18 protein-coding genes are annotated in these 20,072 nt (G+C 58.0%); all 18 read left to right on the forward strand.

From position 1 onward, the window contains the following. Positions 1-54: 54 nt before the first annotated feature. The 18 genes from aroC (at position 55) to metK (ending at position 20,028) form a co-directional block, all read left to right on the forward strand. Positions 55-1,242, forward strand: a complete 1,188-nt coding sequence (gene aroC, locus Q0U90_RS04320; protein WP_297452065.1) for a chorismate synthase — start codon at positions 55-57, stop codon at positions 1,240-1,242. Positions 1,243-1,282: 40 nt separating this feature from the next. After that, positions 1,283-1,804, forward strand: coding sequence for a shikimate kinase (locus Q0U90_RS04325; RefSeq protein WP_297452067.1), 522 nt, complete (start codon positions 1,283-1,285; stop codon positions 1,802-1,804). An 89-nt stretch (positions 1,805-1,893) separates the two neighbouring features. After that, on the forward strand, positions 1,894-3,003 hold the full coding sequence (gene aroB, locus Q0U90_RS04330) for a 3-dehydroquinate synthase (protein WP_297452069.1): 1,110 nt from the start codon (positions 1,894-1,896) through the stop codon (positions 3,001-3,003). A 35-nt stretch (positions 3,004-3,038) separates the two neighbouring features. After that, positions 3,039-3,476, forward strand: coding sequence for a type II 3-dehydroquinate dehydratase (aroQ, locus tag Q0U90_RS04335; protein WP_297452167.1), 438 nt, complete (start codon positions 3,039-3,041; stop codon positions 3,474-3,476). Then, positions 3,473-4,615, forward strand: coding sequence for an aminopeptidase P family protein (locus Q0U90_RS04340; RefSeq protein WP_297452071.1), 1,143 nt, complete (start codon positions 3,473-3,475; stop codon positions 4,613-4,615). The genes aroQ and Q0U90_RS04340 overlap by 4 nt, the downstream gene beginning before the upstream one ends. An 87-nt stretch (positions 4,616-4,702) precedes the next feature. Continuing rightward, positions 4,703-5,266 (forward strand): elongation factor P, encoded by a 564-nt coding sequence (gene efp, locus Q0U90_RS04345; protein WP_297452073.1) that lies wholly within the window; start codon positions 4,703-4,705, stop codon positions 5,264-5,266. Between the two features lie 48 nt (positions 5,267-5,314). Further along, positions 5,315-6,019 carry a transcription antitermination factor NusB gene (gene nusB, locus Q0U90_RS04350; protein ID WP_297452075.1) on the forward strand — a complete coding sequence of 235 codons (705 nt, stop codon included), beginning with the start codon at positions 5,315-5,317 and terminating at the stop codon, positions 6,017-6,019. Positions 6,020-6,287: 268 nt separating this feature from the next. Beyond that, positions 6,288-6,857 (forward strand): bifunctional pyr operon transcriptional regulator/uracil phosphoribosyltransferase PyrR, encoded by a 570-nt coding sequence (gene pyrR / locus Q0U90_RS04355; protein WP_297452077.1) that lies wholly within the window; start codon positions 6,288-6,290, stop codon positions 6,855-6,857. Beyond that, entirely contained in the window at positions 6,854-7,807 is a 954-nt protein-coding gene (locus tag Q0U90_RS04360; RefSeq protein ID WP_297452079.1) for an aspartate carbamoyltransferase catalytic subunit, read from the forward strand. The genes pyrR and Q0U90_RS04360 overlap by 4 nt, the downstream gene beginning before the upstream one ends. Then, positions 7,808-9,169: a dihydroorotase gene (locus Q0U90_RS04365; protein WP_297452081.1), complete on the forward strand. Its 1,362-nt coding sequence runs from the start codon at positions 7,808-7,810 to the stop codon at positions 9,167-9,169. 86 nt (positions 9,170-9,255) lie between these two features. After that, positions 9,256-10,440 (forward strand): glutamine-hydrolyzing carbamoyl-phosphate synthase small subunit, encoded by a 1,185-nt coding sequence (gene carA, locus Q0U90_RS04370; RefSeq protein ID WP_297452083.1) that lies wholly within the window; start codon positions 9,256-9,258, stop codon positions 10,438-10,440. A 24-nt stretch (positions 10,441-10,464) separates the two neighbouring features. Beyond that, entirely contained in the window at positions 10,465-13,824 is a 3,360-nt protein-coding gene (carB, locus tag Q0U90_RS04375; protein WP_297452085.1) for a carbamoyl-phosphate synthase large subunit, read from the forward strand. A gap of 1 nt (position 13,825) precedes the next feature. Further along, a complete protein-coding gene (gene pyrF, locus Q0U90_RS04380) occupies positions 13,826-14,695 on the forward strand; it encodes an orotidine-5'-phosphate decarboxylase (protein WP_297452087.1) in 870 nt (289 codons plus the stop codon). Positions 14,696-16,010: 1,315 nt separating this feature from the next. After that, positions 16,011-16,337: an integration host factor, actinobacterial type gene (gene mihF, locus Q0U90_RS04385; RefSeq protein WP_016422714.1), complete on the forward strand. Its 327-nt coding sequence runs from the start codon at positions 16,011-16,013 to the stop codon at positions 16,335-16,337. A 5-nt stretch (positions 16,338-16,342) separates the two neighbouring features. Further along, positions 16,343-16,915 (forward strand): guanylate kinase, encoded by a 573-nt coding sequence (gmk, locus tag Q0U90_RS04390; protein WP_297452105.1) that lies wholly within the window; start codon positions 16,343-16,345, stop codon positions 16,913-16,915. Positions 16,916-17,030: 115 nt separating this feature from the next. Next, on the forward strand, positions 17,031-17,309 hold the full coding sequence (gene rpoZ, locus Q0U90_RS04395; RefSeq protein WP_005510796.1) for a DNA-directed RNA polymerase subunit omega: 279 nt from the start codon (positions 17,031-17,033) through the stop codon (positions 17,307-17,309). Positions 17,310-17,336: 27 nt separating this feature from the next. After that, positions 17,337-18,617 carry a bifunctional phosphopantothenoylcysteine decarboxylase/phosphopantothenate--cysteine ligase CoaBC gene (coaBC, locus tag Q0U90_RS04400; protein ID WP_297452109.1) on the forward strand — a complete coding sequence of 427 codons (1,281 nt, stop codon included), beginning with the start codon at positions 17,337-17,339 and terminating at the stop codon, positions 18,615-18,617. Positions 18,618-18,810: 193 nt separating this feature from the next. After that, on the forward strand, positions 18,811-20,028 hold the full coding sequence (gene metK / locus Q0U90_RS04405) for a methionine adenosyltransferase (RefSeq protein WP_297452111.1): 1,218 nt from the start codon (positions 18,811-18,813) through the stop codon (positions 20,026-20,028). Positions 20,029-20,072 lie beyond the last annotated feature (44 nt).

Below are 20,072 nucleotides of genomic sequence, written 5' to 3' on the forward strand. Positions count from 1 at the left end.
GTTCAATGCCCCCAAATGCACAAGAAATATCGGAAACGTGACATTATGATACCTATGCTTCGTTGGACTACCGCGGGTGAATCTCACGGCAAAGCGCTCATTGCTCTTGTAGAGGGTGCGCCGGCCGGACTTCCCCTGAATACAGATGACGTATCACGCCACCTCGCACGCCGCCGCCTGGGCTATGGGCGTGGGGCGCGAATGAAGTTTGAGGCTGATGAGGTCACACTGCTGACTGGCATTCGACATGGTGAAACGCTGGGATCGCCAATCGGCATCATGATCGGTAACTCTGAATGGCCCAAGTGGACCGAGGTGATGAGCCCGGATTCGGTCGATCCGGCCGCTTTGGACACCGCTCGTGGTGCAACTCTGACCCGCCCGCGTCCGGGCCATGCCGATTTCAACGGCATGCTGAAATACAACCACACCGATGCCCGCAATATTCTGGAGCGCTCCTCGGCTCGTGAGACAGCAGCACGTGTGGCGGCTTCGGTCGTCGCCCGCTCGATTTTGCGTGAGACGCTCGGTGTGGAGGTCGTCAGCCACGTTATCTCTATTGGTCGCTCTGAACCTTACGAAGGGCCGCTGCCGACCTTCGCCAATCAGGACAAAATTGACGAATCACCGGTGCGCGCCTTCTCCGCAGCAGCAGAAGAGTCGATGATTGAGGAAATCAAGGCCGCGAAGAAGCAGGGGGATACCCTCGGCGGCATCGTTGAGGTCGTCGTGCATGGCCTCCCGGTGGGGCTGGGGTCGCACATTTCTGGCGATGCTCGTTTAGATTCGCAGCTCGCGGGCGCACTGATGGGTATTCAGTCCGTCAAGGGCGTGGAAATCGGTGACGGTTTCGAGGAAGCTCGTCGCCGTGGCACCGAGGCACACGATGAAATGGTACGTACCGACGACGGTGTCGACCGCGAAACTAACCGCGCCGGCGGCCTGGAGGGTGGCATGACCAACGCACAACCGCTCGTTGTTCGTGCTGCGTTGAAGCCGATTTCGACTGTCCCGCGCGCTCTGAAGACCGTCGATATGGCCAGCGGCGAGGCCGCCACCGCAATTCACCAGCGTTCCGATGTTTGCGCTGTTCCAGCTGGCGGAGTTGTAGCGGAAGCAATGGTCGCGCTGGTCTTGGCACGTGCCGTGATGGAAAAATTTGGTGGCGACAGTCTGGAGGAAACCAAGCGTAACGTTGAGGGCTACCTGGAGCAGACTCAACGCCGCCTTGATTGGAATTAGCGCATAAGGCGCGCACACGAAGAAGGGTAAAACGAGGGGAATGTCTGTTCCTACTATTGTCCTTGTCGGGCCTCCCGGGTCGGGAAAGTCCACCATCGGCCGTCGGCTGTCCCGGGCCTTGAACACCAGACTCACCGATACCGATGAAATGATTGAACAGCGAATGGGAAAGGCCTGCGGGCAGGTCTTCTCTGAGCTGGGTGAACCGGAGTTTCGCCGTATCGAGGAACAGGTTGTGGCGGAAGCCCTGACCCACGATGGAATTGTCTCGCTCGGTGGCGGCGCTGTGATCTCGTCGGCGACCCGTGAGCTACTGAGAGATCACAACGTCGTCTACTTAGAGGTCAGCGTCGCCGAGGGAGTACGCCGCACTTCCGGCAACGACTCGCGTCCGGTGCTGCAAGCTGATGACCCTGAGGCGCATTACCGGGCACTCTACGATGCCCGCCGTGCTTTCTATGAAGATGCGGCCAGTTTCAAGGTGCGTTCCGACGAGCGTTCTCCGCAGCGTGTCGTAGCTGAGATTCTCAGCTACCTAGACGAGGCCTGCGACGAAGCATAATTGCTGCCGCCCGCATGGCGGGCCCCAATCATTTAGCCGCATAACCAGTAATTTCCTACACTTTCTACGCTAACGACTAGGGACTGACAATGAACTCAACCCGCACCATCCGTGTTGAAGGCCCTTCCCCGTACACCGTGACGATGGGGCATGGACTCACCGAGCAGATTGCGGAGGCTGCTACCTTTGCCTCTCAGGTCGCAGTGATTCACCAGGGCAGCGTTCAAGAGCTGAGTTTCGGTGTCATCAAGGCACTGGAGGACAAGGGCATTGATGCCTTCAGCATCCAGATTCCGGATGCCGAGGAGGGCAAAACCCTCACGGTTGCCGAAACTGTGTGGGATACATTTGGTGAGCGCGGTTTGGGACGCCGTGATGCTGTCATCGCCATCGGCGGGGGCGCTGCCACGGACTTCGGCGGATTCGTCGCTGCGGCGTGGATGCGTGGTGTGAAGGTAATTCAGGTTCCGACAACGCTGCTTGGCATGGTAGACGCGGCGGTCGGTGGCAAGACTGGCATCAACACTGCAGCAGGCAAGAACCTGGTCGGGGCGTTCCACGAGCCAGCGGCAGTGTTCTGCGATCTCGATGTTCTGCGCACCCTGCCGGAGGCTGAGCTGATTGCGGGTTCGGCAGAGATTATCAAGGCTGGCTTCATCGCGGACACGAAGATCCTCGACCTTTATGAAGCCAACCCGCAGGCGTGCCTCGACGTCGACGGTGACCTACCAGAACTGGTCGAGCGTGCAATTGCTGTCAAGGCCCGTGTCGTCGCTGAGGATTTGAAGGAATCCGGCCTCCGAGAGATCCTCAACTATGGACATACCTTCGGTCACGCCGTCGAGCACTTTGAAAACTACCGTTGGCGTCACGGTCATGCGGTCGCTGTGGGCATGATTTTCGTCGCTGAACTGGCTAAGCTCACCGGGCACATTAATCAGGAGCTCGTCGACCGTCACCGAGCCATCCTGGAGTCTGTGGGCCTACCAACAACCTACCAGGCAGGTCGTTTTAATGACCTCTACGATGCTATGACCAGGGATAAAAAGAATCGCGACGGTGCAATCCGCTTTGTCATCCTGGAGGGCGCAGGCAAAACCGCTCGCCTTGAAGGACCGGAGATCGGAGACCTTGAGAGTGCCTACGAGCTGGTCTGCAGCAACGGTCAGGTCGCATCGGAGGAATCTGCACGCTCATGACTTCACTTCGCGCAGCAACTGACGCCACCGCCGTGATGCCAACCGTGTTGGTCCTCAACGGCCCAAACCTTGACCGCCTGGGAAAACGGCAACCGGAAATCTACGGAGCCACTACATTAGCCGATGTTGAAGGTGAACTTCGCACCCTAGCCAAGGAACTCGGTGTCGTGGTGGATTGCCGCCAATCCAACTATGAGGGACAGCTGATTGAGTGGGTTCACGAAGCTGCAGACTACGACTGGCCAGTCATTATCAACCCTGGCGGGTTGACCCACACTTCCGTCGCCCTGCGTGATGCGCTTGCCGAAATCGCTGACGGAGCAGGCTTCCACGAGGTTCACATTTCCAATATCCACGCTCGCGAAGAGTTCCGCCACCACTCGTATCTCTCCGCGCTCGCCGCTGGCGTTATCGTCGGATGTGGAACTGATGGCTATTCGATGGCACTGAGAAGGGTAAGTACGACACTATGACAGACAACTCCACGGATCACGCCGCCCGCAGAGCCGCCCTCGTCGCTGCTTTGTCCGATAACGATTGCGATGGTTTCCTCACTGTTGACCCGACGCATGTGGGTTGGCTTACTGGTTTCCACGGCTCGAATGCTGGTCTTATTGTTGCGGCGAGTGGGGAGGCGCTGCTTTCCACCGACGGCCGCTATACGGTTCAGGCTGGCAAGCAAGCGCCGGACGTGGAGTTGCTCACAGCTCGCAACACCGGTGTGGCGCTCGTGGGTCAAGCGCGGAAGTTGGACATCGCGCGCTTAGGCATCGAATCCGAGTTGCTCACCATGGCTGCTTACCAGGAACTCGATGATGCGCGGCCGCAGGCACTGGAGCTGATGCCGACCACGGGCATCGTGGCTAGGCTTCGCGAGGTCAAGTCCGAAGCTGAGCTAGTCGCACTACGCCACGTTGCCGACATCGCTGTGCGCGCATTTGAAGATCTGCTTAACGACGGCATTGTGGTGGCAGGCCGCACGGAGCGCGAAGTGGCCGCCGAGCTGGAATACCGCATGCGCATGCATGGCGCAGACCGGCCAAGCTTTGACACGATTGTCGCCAGTGGCCCAAATTCGGCGAAGCCCCACCACGGCGCGGAAGATCGCATTATTGAGGCAGGCGACCTGGTCACAATCGACTTTGGTGCCTTCGCCGAGGGGTACAACTCCGATATGACGCGTACACTTTTTGCGGGTGTGGCGGAAACGTCGTCAAGCCAGGACGATGCAATCGTTGCCGGTGTCGAGTTCGCAGACGAGAAGTCCCGCGAGCTTTACAACGTCGTTTTGGAAGCGCAACTGGCCGGTGTTAAGGCTGCAGTGCCGGGCGCGGATGTGGTCGATGTAGATGCGACGTGCCGTGGCATTATTGAAAAGGCTGGTTATGGCGAGTTTTTCGTCCATTCCACCGGGCATGGGATCGGTATTGAGGTGCACGAGGCACCGTTTGCTGCTCGTACAGGCAAAGGAAAACTGGCTGCAGGCATGACATTGACAATCGAACCTGGAATTTATGTGCCGGGGTTCGGTGGCGTGCGTATCGAAGACACGTTGATTATTACTGATGGCGAACCGGAAAACATTACACAGCTGCCTAAGCCGCGAGCTTAGTATTGCGGCGTTTTATTTTTCTCTCGATGAGATACGGAGTATCGTGGTTTCGTCAGAGAGCTTTTTAACAATTTCAGGAGAGTTTAGTTGGCTACCACCGCAGATTTTAAAAACGGTCTAGTTATCAAGCACGATAACAAGCTTCAGCAGATTGTGGAGTTCCAGCACGTCAAGCCAGGTAAGGGTCCGGCCTTCGTCCGCACCAAGCTGAAGGACGTTCTGACTGGCAAGGTTGTTGACAAGACTTTCAACGCTGGCGTCAAGATCGAGACTGCAAACGTCGACCGCCGTGACATGACCTACCTGTACCACGACGGTGACGGCTACGTTTTCATGGACGACAAGACCTACGACCAGATTTCCATTCTGGACGCTCAGATGCCGGAAGGTGCTAAGTTCCTGCTTCCGGAGACCACCTGCCAGGTATCCTTCCACGAGGGCAACGTCCTCTTCGCCGAAATGCCTGTTTCGGTCGAGCTGAAGGTTGAACACACGGACCCGGGTCTTCAGGGTGACCGCTCCACCGGTGGTACCAAGCCGGCAACCATGGAAACTGGCGCTGAGATTCAGGTGCCGCTGTTCATTGAGACCGGTGACGTGCTGAAGGTCGATACCCGCGACGGTTCTTACCTCTCCCGCGTCAACCACTAATTCCCTCATCTATTTCACCCTTTTGCTGAGAGCGATACATACACATCCATGACTGAAAAGGATTCCAAGTCCGTCGAGACCTCGGATGCGCACGAGTCCGCGAAAGTTCGCGAACCCAACTACAAACGCCATGGCGCGCGCTACCGTGCGCGTCGTCGCGCGGTAGATCTGCTTTTTGAGGCCGAGCAGCGGGGCGTCGACGTCGTCAAGCTTCTTGAAGAGCGGCTGGAAATGGTCCGTAACCCCGATTTGGATGTGAATCCGATTGCGGAGTACACCGAGCAGATTGTGCGCGGTGTCGCTGCGGAAATCATTGGTATCGACTCGACGATTTCTTCATATCTGACTGAGGAATGGCCGCTGCGCCGTCTGCCAGCAGTAGACCGCGCCATTTTGCGCCTATCCACCTGGGAGCTGTTCTACAACTCCGACGTACCTCCACGCGTGGCCGTGGTGGAAGGCGTTGAGCTGGCATCGGAATACTCCACAGATGTGGCAGCACCGTACATCAATGCTGTACTCGATGCCGAGGCCAAGATTGCAGACCAGGCCCGCCTGGCTGCCGCAGCTGTGAGCACTTCGGTGGGCGAGTCCCAGTTCGACGAGGCTATCCAGGCACAGGCTGCTGCAAATGAGGAAGCTGACAAGGCATTGGCTGACTCCGATGAGATGGCTAAGATTACCGGCCTGGACATGAGCGATATTGCCAAGCTGGTTGCTTTAGACGTGGCTAAGAGCGAGCAGGATTCCTAGCGGTTAACTGCGGTTGGCCGAGCCGACTAGACGAGCTGCCGATGAGGTGGGTTCCACACGAGAACCGTCTGTTCTAGAAAACTCCAAGTCCCATTTTGGGGGCTTGGAGTTTTGTTGCATTTAGAGGCAATTAGAGTGCGAGTGCTATTCTGATTGGCGGAAGTTTGCCCCGCGACTGCGGTTGCGGAGCGTACAAGCTGATAATCAAATATTCACAATCAAGACATCCTTTAACGGACCGCACTGAGAGGCGGGGAAGGAGGTCACGATGAGCGAAGGAACGCCGCAAACCACTGAGCTGCTCAATGCAGACGAAGTTGCACGTACCGTCGCGCGCATCGCGCACCAAATTATTGAAAAAACTGCGCTGGATAGCCCACATGCTGGGCGCGTAGTACTCCTCGGCATTCCATCTGGTGGCGTACCGCTGGCAGAGAAACTGGCCGATTTGATTGAACAATTCTCTGGCATCCGCCCTGAAACTGGATCGCTGGATATCACCCTGTATCGGGATGACCTACGCAAGGGCCCGCACCGAGCCCTGCAACCTACTAACATTCCGAATTCCGGAATCGATGGCACGACCGTCGTCCTCGTTGACGATGTCCTTTTCTCCGGCCGCACCATTCGCGCTGCACTTGACGCTATTGCTGACATCGGCCGCCCGCGGTCAATCCAGCTTGCTGTGTTGGTCGACCGTGGTCACCGTCAACTACCAATTCGCGCCGATTACGTCGGTAAGAATCTGCCAACTTCCCGCGACGAAGACGTCGACGTGCTGGTAGAGGCACTGGACGGCCGTGACGCGGTCATTCTCACTCGGGCGGAGGAACAGTGAAACACCTAATTAGCATCTCGGATCTGACCAAAGATGAGATTGTCGGCCTTATGGATGAGGCTGACCGTTTCAAGGAGGTCATCCGGGGACGCGAAATCAAGAAGCTGCCGACCCTGCGCGGTCGCACCATTTACAACCTCTTTTACGAGAACTCCACTCGTACGCGTTCATCTTTCGAGACTGCCGGTAAGTGGATGAGTGCTGATGTCATCAATATCTCGGCATCTTCTTCCTCAGTGAAAAAGGGCGAGAGTCTGAAGGATACCGCGCTGACTTTGGATGCTATCGGCGGCGATGCCATCGTCGTTAGGCATCCATCATCGGGGGCGGCACAGCTGATTGCCAAGTGGACTGAGGAGTTTGGCAACGGCCCATCGATCATCAACGCGGGTGACGGCAAGCACCAGCACCCCACGCAGGCTCTCCTGGACGCGGTGACTCTGCGACAGCGTCTCGGCGGAATTGAAGGGCGCAAGGTCGTTATTGTTGGCGATATTCTGCACTCCCGCGTGGCTCGCTCGAATGCTGATCTGCTGAGCAAGCTCGGCGCTGAGGTCGTTTTCGTTGCTCCGCCGACGCTTCTCCCGTTCGGTATCGAGACTTGGCCGGTTCGCGTTGCGTACCGCATGGAAGACGAGATTCGCGATGCCGACGCCGTCATGATGCTGCGCGTTCAGCAGGAACGCATGCATGGCGGCTTCTTCCCGTCGCACCGCGAATACGCCACGCGCTACGGCCTGTCGAAGGCTCGCGAGAAAATGCTTCGCGACGACTGCATCGTTATGCACCCAGGACCGATGCTTCGTGGCATGGAAATTAACGATGCCGTCGCTGATTTGCCGCGAACCGCTGTGCTGCAGCAGGTTGCCAACGGCGTCCACGTCCGCATGGCAGTTCTTTTCACACTGCTGACCTCAGGTGTTTCCGCCAATTTGGAAGGACAGGCATAAATGTCGAATCGCAATGAGTATGACGAAGCCTCGTACCCCGAGGTAGGGCCACTGGCTGCGTCCGCACGAGGCCAGTTGCTGCTCAAGGGTGTGCGTCCCTACGGTGAGGGCGAAGACGTCGACGTTTTGATTGAGGGCGGCATCATCGCTGAAATTGGTACCGACCTCGAAGCCAACGCCGGCGCCGAGGTTCTTGAATTCGACTCCCTCGTGCTTCTGCCCGGTTTGGTTGACATCCACGTGCACCTCCGCGAGCCAGGCCGTGAGGATACGGAAACCCTGGCCACCGGTTCTGCCGCCGCGGCGCGCGGGGGGTTCACCGCAGTGTTTACTATGGCGAATACGGCACCGGTCACCGACGATCCATCGATCGCGGAGTCAGTATGGCTCAAGGGCCAGGCACTAAACCTCTGTGATATTCACCCGGTCGGCTCTATTACTAAGGGCCTGAAGGGTGAGACGCTGACCGAGTTCGGCATGATGGCCGACTCGCAGGCCAAGGTGCGCATGTTCTCCGACGACGGTAAGTGCGTTGATAATCCGCTGATCATGCGTCGTGCCATTGAATACGCGCGGGGCGAGGACGTCCTTCTGGCGCAGCACTGCGAAGATCCGCGTCTGACCTCGGATGCTTCTGCCCACGAGGGCCCTACTGCTGCCCGCCTCGGCCTGACCGGCTGGCCGCGCGTCGCCGAGGAATCCATTGTTGCCCGCGATGCCATCATGGCTCGCGACTACGGCGGACGCATGCACATCTGCCACGCATCCACCGAAGGCACTGTTGAGCTGGTCAAGTGGGCCAAGGAGCATGACATCCCACTGACCGCCGAGGTCACTCCGCATCACCTGATTCTCACTGATGAGAAGCTCGAGACCTACGACGGCGTCTACCGCGTCAACCCGCCACTGCGTGAGCACAGTGACACTTTGGCTCTGCGTCAGGCACTTATCGACGGCACTATCGACTGCGTCGCCACCGATCACGCCCCGCACGGTTCGGAAGAGAAGTGCTGCGAGTTCGAACACGCCAAGCCTGGCATGTTGGGGCTGGAGACCTCCATGCCGATTATCGCCGAAGAGTTTGTCTTGAAGGGTGATTGTGACTGGCGTTGGCTGGCCAAGGTTATGAGTGAGCGTCCGGCTCAGATTGTAAAGCTGCCGGGCCACGGTCGACCGATTGCCGTTGGTGAACCTGCAAACCTCACCATCGTTGACCCGGGCAAGAAGTGGACGGTCCGAGGCGAAGACTTGGCCTCGAAGTCTGAGAACACTCCTTATGAGGACATGGAGATGGCCGTATCCGTAGCAGCCACCGTGCTGCGCGGTAAGGTAACCGCTCTCAATGGAGAGGTCGCTGGATAATATTCATGTCAACGCATATTAATTCACATGCGTCCCGTATGATTAATGTAAATTCCTCGCACGCTACCCAACTGAAAGGCAATAACGTGAGCAACGAGTCGCAGGCCGCGGCCGCTACAGCGGCAGTCCTGGTATTGGCAGATGGCCGAGTGTTCCGCGGACGCGGTTTTGGCGCCACCGGTACGACCCTGGGTGAGGCTGTTTTTACCACCGCTATGACGGGTTACCAGGAGACCCTGACTGATCCGTCCTACCACCGCCAGCTGGTTGTGGCCACTGCACCACAGATCGGTAACACCGGTTGGAATGACGAGGACTACGAGTCCCGTGGAAACAAGATTTGGGCAGCTGGCTTTATTATTCGCGACTTGTCGCGCATTCCCTCCAACTGGCGCTCGGAGCGGAGCTTGGAAGATGAGCTGAAGGCACAGGGCATCATCGGTATTCGTCAGATTGATACTCGCGCACTGGTTCGTCATCTGCGTGATAACGGCTCGATTGCCGCCGGTATTTTCTCCGGAGAGGACGCGCAGCAGCCCGTCGATAAGCTGCTGGAAATCGTTCGCGCACAGCCGGCGATGAAGGGCGCGGACCTGGCTCGCGAGGTCAGCACCGATAAGTCTTACGTTGTGGAGGCACAGGGGGAGAAGAAGGCCCGCGTAGTCGCTTACGACCTGGGTATTAAGTCCAACACTCCGCGTGAGCTGGCTAAGCGTGGTCTGGAAGTCGTAGTTGTTCCGGCTAACACTCCGTACGAGGACATTAAGAAGGAATACCAACCGGATGGTGTCTTCATGTCCAACGGCCCAGGCGACCCGGCAACTGCCGATGAGATGGTTGCTGTTGCCAAGGCTGCGCTCGATGACGGCATGCCGCTGTTTGGTATTTGCTTCGGTAACCAGATTCTGGGTCGCGCTTTCGGCCTGAACACCTACAAGCTGGTCTTCGGTCACCGCGGCGTCAATGTCCCGGTGAAGGACCACCGCACCGGCCGCATTTTCATCACCGCTCAGAACCACGGCTTTGCGCTGGAAGGCAAGGCCGGAGAGAGCTTCGATACTCCGTGGGGCGAGGCAGAGGTCACGCACACCTGCCTTAACGACGATGTTGTGGAGGGCGTTGCACTGAAGAACGGTATGGCCTTCTCCGTGCAGTACCACCCAGAGTCCGCAGCTGGCCCACACGATGCGCACTCTCTTTTCGATGACTTCCTGGAGTTGATCCAGCAGGTCGATTTCAACAAGTCCGCAACCGAGAACTCGAACAAGTAGGAAAGGGCTAAGGGACCTAACACCATGCCACGTCGTACAGACATCAACCACGTACTGGTTATCGGCTCCGGCCCGATTGTTATCGGTCAGGCCTGCGAGTTTGACTACTCCGGCACCCAGGCTTGCCGTGTGCTGCGCGAAGAGGGCCTGCGAGTCACGCTGGTCAACTCCAACCCGGCAACGATTATGACTGACCCTGAGTTCGCGGACTCCACCTACATCGAGCCGATTGAAACCACGTACATCGAAAAGATCCTGGCTAAGGAAGCTGCAGAGGGCAACCCGATTGACGCTGTCCTGGCAACGCTCGGTGGCCAGACCGCACTGAACGCAGCTATCCAGCTGGACCGCGAAGGCATTCTGGAGAAGTACAACGTCGAGCTGATTGGTGCCGATATCCCGGCCATTCAGCGCGGTGAGGATCGCCAGATGTTCAAGGACATCGTCGCCAAGATTGGTGGCGAATCCGCTCGTTCCCGCGTCTGCCACAACATGGATGAAGTCCATGAGACTGTTGCTGAGCTCGGCCTGCCAGTCGTTGTGCGCCCGTCGTTCACCATGGGCGGTCTGGGCTCCGGTCTGGCATTCAACCAGGAAGACCTCGACCGTATTGCTGGTGGCGGTCTTGCCGCATCTCCTGAGGCCAACGTCCTGATTGAGGAATCTATCCTCGGCTGGAAGGAATTCGAGCTCGAGCTCATGCGCGATGGCGATGACAATGTCGTCGTTGTCTGCTCCATTGAAAACGTTGATGCCCTCGGTGTTCACACCGGTGACTCGGTCACTGTCGCTCCGTCGATGACTCTGACCGATCGCGAGTACCAGACCATGCGTGACCAGGGCATCGCTATTTTGCGCGAGGTCGGCGTCGACACCGGTGGTTGTAACATTCAGTTCGCCATCAACCCGGATGACGGCCGCATCATCACCATTGAGATGAACCCGCGCGTCTCCCGCTCGTCCGCTCTGGCCTCCAAAGCAACTGGCTTCCCGATTGCGAAGATTGCCGCCAAGCTCGCTATTGGCTACACCCTCGATGAGATCACCAACGACATCACCGGTGAAACCCCGGCTGCGTTCGAGCCGGTGCAGGACTACGTGATTGTCAAGGCTCCACGCTTTGCTTTCGAGAAGTTCCCGGGTGCCGACGACACCCTGACCACCACTATGAAGTCCGTCGGTGAGGCCATGGCTATTGGGCGTAACTACATCGGCGCGCTCGGTAAGGTCATGCGCTCGTTGGAAAACAAGCCAGCTGGTTTCTGGACTGTTCCGGATGAGAACTTTGCAGGTGAGCGTGCAAACGATGTCGACGCTGTCCTCGAGGACTTGAAGCGTCCGACTGAGGGCCGCATTTATGATGTCGAGCTGGCTCAGCGCCTGGGTGCTTCCATCGAGCAGATTCACGAGGCCTCCGGTCTGGACCCGTGGTTCATCGCCGAGATGGAGAATCTGCAGGACATCCGGAAGGCGCTTATCGACGCTCCGGTGCTCACCTCTGACCTGCTTCGTGAGGCCAAGTACTGGGGCCTGTCCGACGCTCAGATTGCTGCGCTGCGTCCGGAGTTGGCCGGGGAAGATGGCGTGCGCGAGCTGCGCTGGCGCCTGAATATCCACCCGGTGTTCAAGACCGTCGATACCTGCTCCGCTGAGTTCGAGGCACAGACTCCGTACCACTACTCGGCATACGAGCTGGATCCGGCTGCTGAGTCTGAGGTCGCTCCGCAGTCCGAGAAGGAAAAGGTCATTATTCTCGGCTCCGGTCCGAACCGCATTGGTCAGGGTATTGAGTTCGACTACTCCTGTGTCCATGCGGCCCTGGAGCTCTCCCGCGTTGGCTATGAGACCGTCATGGTCAACTGCAACCCGGAAACCGTCTCTACCGACTACGACACCGCAGACCGTCTCTACTTCGAGCCGCTGACCTTCGAGGATGTCCTCGAGGTCTACCACGCTGAGAGCCAGTCCGGAAAGGTCGCAGGCGTTATTGTTCAGCTCGGTGGTCAGACTCCGCTGGGGCTGGCTGAGCGTCTGCAGGCTGCAGGTGTCCCGATCGTTGGCACCAGCCCAGAGGCTATCGACCTGGCTGAGGACCGCGGTGAGTTCGGCAAGGTTCTGGCTGAGGCCAACCTGCCGGCACCGGAGTTCGGTACCGCTACCTCCTTCGCAGAAGCTCGTCAGGTCGCGGCTGAGATCGGCTATCCAGTACTGGTTCGTCCGTCCTACGTTCTCGGCGGCCGTGGAATGGAAATCGTCTACGACGAAGCCACACTGGAGGACTACATCAACCGCGCTACCGAGCTGTCCAATGAGCACCCGGTGCTGGTTGACCGCTTCCTGGACAGCGCTATCGAAATCGATGTCGATGCACTGTGTGATGGGGAAGAGGTCTACCTTGGCGGTGTTATGGAGCACATCGAGGAAGCCGGTATTCACTCCGGTGACTCCGCATGTGCGTTGCCACCGATGACCCTGTCCGGAGGCATCATCGACAAGGTGCGTGAGTCCACCAAGGCACTGGCACACGGTATTGGCGTCAAGGGCCTGATGAACGTTCAGTACGCGCTGAAGGACGAGACACTCTACGTCATCGAGGCCAACCCGCGTGCATCTCGCACCGTGCCGTTTGTCTCCAAGGCAACCTCGGTTCCGCTGGCGAAGGCCGCGTCCCGTGTCATGATGGGCGCCTCCATTGCGGAACTGCGCGAAGAGGGCATGGTTCCGTCCAACTTCGACGGTGGCTCCCTTCCTGCCGACGCTCCGATTGCGGTTAAGGAAGCTGTCCTGCCGTTCAACCGTTTCCGCGACTTCGAGGGCCGCGCCCTCGACAGCCTGCTGAGCCCGGAGATGAAGTCCACCGGTGAGGTCATGGGCCTGGCCGACAACTTCGGTGCGGCATTCGCTAAGGGGGAGCTGGCCGGTTTCGGTGAGCTGCCGACCGAAGGCACTGTCTTCGTCTCGCTGGCCAACCGCGACAAGCGCACCCTGGTCTTCCCGATTCTCACGCTGGCCGATATGGGCTTCCGCATTCTGGCAACAGAAGGTACTGCGGGGATGCTGCGTCGCAACGGTGTTGAATGTGAGGTCGTCGCAAAACGCACGACTGACTCCGATGCACAAGCTGACGAGCGCGACATTGTTGACATGATTCGCGACGGCGAGGTTGACATTATTATCAACACCCCGTCGGGTTCTGCCGGTGCTCGCTCCGACGGATACGAGATTCGCGCCGCTGCTGTGAGCCAGGGTGTCACCTGTGTGACCACCGCTCAGGGTGCCGTTGCTGCGCTGCAGGGCATTCTGGCGCTGCGGGGCGGCGAGATGAGCGTCAAGGCTCTGCAGGAACTCCACCCGGCAGAACTGGCTGCCCAGGAGCAGGCCTAACATGACCGCGAAGGCTGGAGATTCCGCAGTGAAGACCGTCAAGGGTTTCGGCGATCGCCTCGGAGAGGTTGTCGCCGAGCGCGGCCGGCTCTGTGTGGGCATCGACCCGCACCCGGGGCTGCTGGATGCCTGGCAGTTGCCGCAATCGGCAGAAGGCCTAGAGCGCTTTGCCGCTACATGTGTCGAAGCGTTTGGTGACATCGTCGCCGTCGTCAAGCCCCAGGTGGCGTTCTTCGAGGCGTACGGTTCCAAGGGCTTTGCCGTTTTGGAGCGGACGTTGGCTGATTTGAAGGACACCGGTGCCTTGTCGATTGCCGACGCCAAGCGTGGCGATATCGGATCAACAATGGCTGCCTACGCTGAGGCCTGGCTGTCGGATGGCTCGCCGCTGGCAGCCGACGCGCTGACGGTATCTCCATACCTCGGGTTCGGCGCACTCGATCCAGCAGTGTCGTTGGCGCTGGAGAACGGACGCGGCTTGTTTGTGCTGGCCGCAACGTCCAATCCGGAAGGTGCGTCAGTGCAGAAGGCGACTGTTTCGGGTGAAAGCCTCGCTCAGACGATGGTCGATCAGGCCGCTGCAATTAACGCTCGCCAGATTGAAGCTGGCGCAAGCGCTGGCAGCATTGGTGTCGTTGTTGGCGCAACGCTTGACGACGCCCCGGTCCTCGGCGACCTGCGCGGTCCTATCCTCATGCCCGGTGTGGGAGCTCAGGGGGGAACCCCGGCCGATGTAGATCGTCTGGCAGGGGAGTCCAGGGGGCTTGCACTGCCGAATATCTCCCGTGCGATTCTCTCGGCAGGACCCGATGTCGTGGCGCTGCGTCGCGCAACCATTGAAGCTGCGGCTCCGTTCCGGAACGTGAGCTAGCGGCAGTACATCTAACCTACTGAAGCCCGCAGGGCCTGCCTAGTAAGCAGGTATCCCTGCGGGCTTCCTGCGTATCTGATGGTGAGTATTTTGACACGTTAAAAATATATTGCAACCAATTTGGGATTAATCATAAATGTGTTTATTAATCATTGTTACTAGCGGGACAACGTGTTATAAACAGCTTAAGACAATTAGGTCAATTCCGTAGTCAATTGAACACCGAGGCGCAAAATGTATAGAAAGTGCATTAATGCCTTGTGTGCATCATTAATGGGGTTTGTAGGCCTTTTACCTGTATCTATTGCAAATGCTGAGGTTTATGACGACTACAAGATAGGAGCATTTGCAACCGAACAGGAAATTTCCGCCGCTATCTCGCAATACTCGCTTGGCGAATCCATTGAATAGGTGGCGGTATTGCGGAAAATACAATTCCGGTCCCGGCGAGCCGTTAAATTCGGCAGACGAAGCATGTAGGCGCCACGATAAATGCCTAGCTGCTGGTACTGCTGTCTGTTGGTGTGATTCGCAGCTTGTTTACGACCTTCGTCGCGTTCGGGACCAATATTCTGGTGCCGATCGCGTTTATATCGAGGCGGCGATTCAGGCTGTACCCCGATATCACGGCTGCCCGATTCCTGGGTGATCTCGAACGGAACGATTCAGCCGTCTTATTCAAGGGGAGGAGCGGAGGAATAATGGTCAAGAACAAGACACGACAGCCCGCCGAGTGGATTGCTTGGGTGGCGGCCGCATTCGGGTGGTTATGCTCAGCGTTTGTGTGGTCATCTGGCGGCCCTGAACAACGAGTGGTCAGCATCGTATCTACGGTAATGGTAGTGATAGCGACGATAACGGTCGCAGCTATCGCAGTAACAAGGAAGAGCTCGGCGCTAGGCGTACTTGCGCTGGTTACCTTGCTTTCGCCCTTACTCATTCTTTTTGCATCGTTTGCTAGCTGGTGATTAACGCGCATATCTTACGGACGCGACCACCTGGGAAATCATTCATAATGGCATACGCAGCGAACTGCCACTGCATAAAGGACATTTCATGCAAAAGCCGTGGTCAATTTCCAAGCTCCTGGGCAAACGGTGCTACAATCGCCGGAGTTGGTTGACCACGACCGAAAGGTGGGGCGGATCAAGCCCTGGTGTGATTTCTATCGACACCCCGACTGCATTTGCACCAACAAGTGGCAAGTGCGGTACGGTCTCCAATCGTTAAGCACGGTCTCGGTACCGCCGCAGGTGGACGTGAGACTCGTGCTAGTAAATAAGAAGCTAACCAATCTATTTTTACGGAGGAACACGTGGCCCTTCCGCAGTTGACCCCGGAGCAGCGTGCAGCAGCACTCGAGAAGGCAGCTCAGGCTCGCAAGGTGCGCGCAGAGCTCAAGGACAAGCTGAAGCGTGGCGCTATCGACCTGCCAGAGGTTCTCAAGCAGGCTGATGAGAACGAAATCATTGGCAAGATGAAGGTCTCCGCTCTGCTCGAGGCTCTGCCGAAGGTGGGCAAGGTCAAGGCGCAGGACATCATGAATGACCTGGAAATTGCTCAGACCCGCCGTCTGCGTGGCCTGGGCGACCGTCAGCGCCGCGCTCTGCTGGAGCGCTTCGGCTACGCAGTGGAGGACTAGTCGCCGTGACCGGGAATGAAAACGCTCAGTTGGTAGTCCTCGCCGGCCCTGCCGGCGTGGGAAAGTCCACTGTTGTCAGTCGGCTCCGTGCCGAGGTTCCCGGACTGTACTTCAGCGTTTCCATGACCACCCGAGCCCCACGGCCGGGTGAGGTTCATGGCCGCGACTATTTCTTTGTGAGCCCGGAGAAGTTCCAAGAGCATATTGACGCAGGAGAGATGCTCGAGTGGGCTGATATCCACGGTGGCCTGCAGCGTTCTGGTACGCCACGCGGCCCGGTGGATGAAGCTCTCGCCGAGGGGCGTCCAGTACTTGTTGAGGTGGATTTGGCGGGAGCCCGTTCCATTCGCAAGGTAGCTCCGGATGCCCACCTGCTCTTCTTGGCCCCGCCAAGCTGGGAAATTCTCGTCAGCAGGCTCACCGGTCGTGGCACGGAAACCGAGGCGCAAGTCAAGCGTCGCCTGGAAACCGCGCGAGTAGAAATGGATGCTCAGCACGAGTTCGATGAGGTCGTTATCAATGACAATGTCGATGAGGCTGTTGCAGCTATCGCTCGAGCGCTGACCGCTGGAAAGTAACAGGTCGACTCCGCATTATAGGTAGTAGAAACACACCGAGTAACGGTGTCTCTATCGCTACTACAATTTCTACTATCACCCCAGTAACTCACGTTCTATTGAGGAAAGATTTCTCGTGACCCAGGAAAATACCGCCACCGAGGCAGTGTTTGATCCGCCGATTGGTATTACCAATCCGCCGATTGACGAGCTGCTTGGTAAGGCTTCTTCGAAGTACGCTTTGGCTATCTTCGCCGCCAAGCGCGCACGTCAGATCAATGACTACTACCAGCAGATTGACGAAGGCATGCTGGAGTACGTCGGCCCGCTGGTTACCCCGGGGGTCGCTGAGAAGCCTCTATCCATCGCCCTTCGTGAAATCAACGCTGGTCTGCTGGACCACACTGAGGGCTAGAGCATTTCCTTAAGGGGAGATATCTGTATGCATGCCGCCGGTAATGCTGACGTATCCGAATGTTTAAAGGTTGTCGTCGGGGTTGCCGGCGGCATTGCTGCGTATAAGGCTGCCCATGTCATCCGTGGATTCAAGGAACTCGGTCACGACGTTCGTGTCGTGCCCACTGAATCCGCATTGAACTTTGTCGGTGCGGCTACTTTTGAGGCGCTGTCGGGAAACCCTGTCTCGACGACGGTTTTTGACGCGGTCGATGAAGTACAGCACGTTCGGGTGGGCCAGGAGGCCGATCTCGTCGTTGTAGTTCCCGCCACAGCTGACTTCATGGCGCGTGCTGCACATGGGCGTGCCGACGACCTGCTCACCGCAACGCTGCTCGTAGCGACCTGCCCGGTCGTTCTAGCTCCTGCCATGCACACCGAAATGTGGAACCACCCAGCCACGCGGGACAATGTCGCCACTCTTCGACGCCACGGCACCATCGTGCTCGATCCGGCACATGGTCGTTTGACAGGCAAGGACACTGGCCCAGGTCGCCTGCCCGAGCCGGAGCAAATCGTCTCGTTGGCATTGGCTGCAGTCGAGAACCCTCGCCACTTCCGCCGTGATTTCGAGGGTCTACGTGTCATGATTACTGCCGGAGGTACCCGCGAGGCAATTGATCCGGTTCGCTTTATTGGTAATCATTCTTCTGGCCGCCAGGGTTACGCACTCGCTGAGATGGCCGCTCAGCGTGGTGCCCAGGTCACTGTCGTAGCAGGCCACACAGATCAGTTGCCGACCCCGCTGGGCTCACATCTTGTCCAGGTTGACTCCACGTTGGACATGGCCGAAGCTGCCTACGAGCATGCGAAGTTCGCCGATGTCTGTATTTTCGCGGCTGCCGTCGCAGACTTCCGGCCGGCATCAGCGGCCGGATCGAAGATGAAGAAGGGCGTCGCAGATGACGCTTTGAGCAACATCCAACTCGTGGAGAACCCAGACATTCTGGCTACCACTGTGCAGCGTCGTGAAGCGGGCGAGATTCCGGTGACCACGACGATGGTGGGTTTTGCTGCCGAGACTGGCGACGAGAAGACAACGCCCCTTGAACTCGCGAAACAAAAGATTGTGCGCAAGGGCTGCGATTTGCTCATGTGCAACGATGTGTCGGGCGGACAGACTTTCGGCGCGACGGATAATGTCGGTTGGCTGCTATCGCTCGACGGAGAACAGTGGGATGTGCCGCGAGGGTCGAAGTTCTCTGTGGCCGGTTCGATTTTGGATGCGGTCTCCGAACTCCGACAGGAGCCCCAGCCAAGCGAATAGTTTAATCTGCCGTCGTTTCACCAGTTCAGAAGGAGACGGTGGGGCCTTGGTACATCAACTGAACCGCTTGGTCTATAATTATTAAATCAAGCGAAAAACCCCACCGTGGCAAGTTCGCAGCGTGCGGAGTACGCTCAGCTGAGCAGCTAACCCACAGGGTGGGGAAATAATCTAGAAGGAAGTTGTACTGCTCGTGGCCTCAAATCTTCGGCTTTTTTCCAGTGAATCCGTTACCGAGGGGCACCCGGATAAGATTTGCGACTCGATTTCGGACTCCATCCTGGACGCCATGCTCGCGCAGGATTCCGATTCGATGGTCGCCGTAGAAACTGTGGTGACTACCGGTTTAGTCCATGTTGTTGGCGAGGTTCGTACAAAGAGCTACGTCGACATTCCCGGCATTGTCCGGAGCCGGCTGAAGGAAATCGGTTTCGATTCCTCTGAGAAGGGCTTTGACGGCAAGACCTGTGGTGTCTCCATTTCGATTGGTGAGCAGTCGTCAGATATCCACGACGGTGTGACTACCTCGCTCGAAGCACGCAGCTCCGACGGTAAAGTCGAAGCAGAAGATCTTAAGGGCGCAGGCGATCAGGGCTTGATGTTCGGTTACGCCACCAACGAAACCCCGGAGTACATGCCACTGCCAATCGCGCTGGCTCATCGTCTGGCTCGCCGCCTGACGCAGGTGCGCAAGGAGGGCATCGTCCCGTCGCTGCGCCCGGATGGTAAGACTCAGGTCACCTTTGCTTACGACGAGGACAATAACCCCGTCTACCTGGATACCGTTGTGGTGTCCACGCAGCATGACCCGGACGTGAGCCAGGAGTGGGTTACCGAACAGGTGAAAACCCAAGTGGTCGACTGGGTGCTCGACGACGCAAACCTGCGCGAGCGCTTTGTTACCGACGAGTTGAAGCTGCTGGTCAACCCGTCCGGCCAGTTCATTATCGGTGGCCCGATGGGAGATGCTGGCCTCACCGGCCGCAAGATTATCGTCGATACCTACGGCGGCATGGCTCGTCACGGCGGTGGCGCGTTCTCTGGCAAGGATCCGTCAAAGGTGGACCGTTCTGGCGCATACGCCACCCGCTGGGTTGCGAAGAACGCCGTGGCTGCAGGTCTGGCCGACCGCCTCGAGATTCAGGTAGCTTACGCTATCGGCCGCGCTCGTCCAGTTGGTCTCTACGTCGACTCTTTCGGTACCGGTCACGTTTCGGATGACATTATCCGCGAGGCTATTAACAAGGTCTTTGATTTGCGTCCAGCCGCCATTATCCGCGACTTGGATTTGCTGCGACCGATTTACGCGCAGACTTCTTCCTACGGTCACTTTGGCCGCACTGATGTGGATTTGCCGTGGGAGCGTCTCGACCGCGTTGACGAACTGCGCGCAGCCGCCGGCCTGGGATAATGGCCTCCCTACAGCAGCCCTAAAGGATGGGGAAGTAGAGTAAG

Origin of the sequence: uncultured Corynebacterium sp., assembly GCF_946998835.1 — a bacterium.
Taxonomy (GTDB): domain Bacteria; phylum Actinomycetota; class Actinomycetes; order Mycobacteriales; family Mycobacteriaceae; genus Corynebacterium.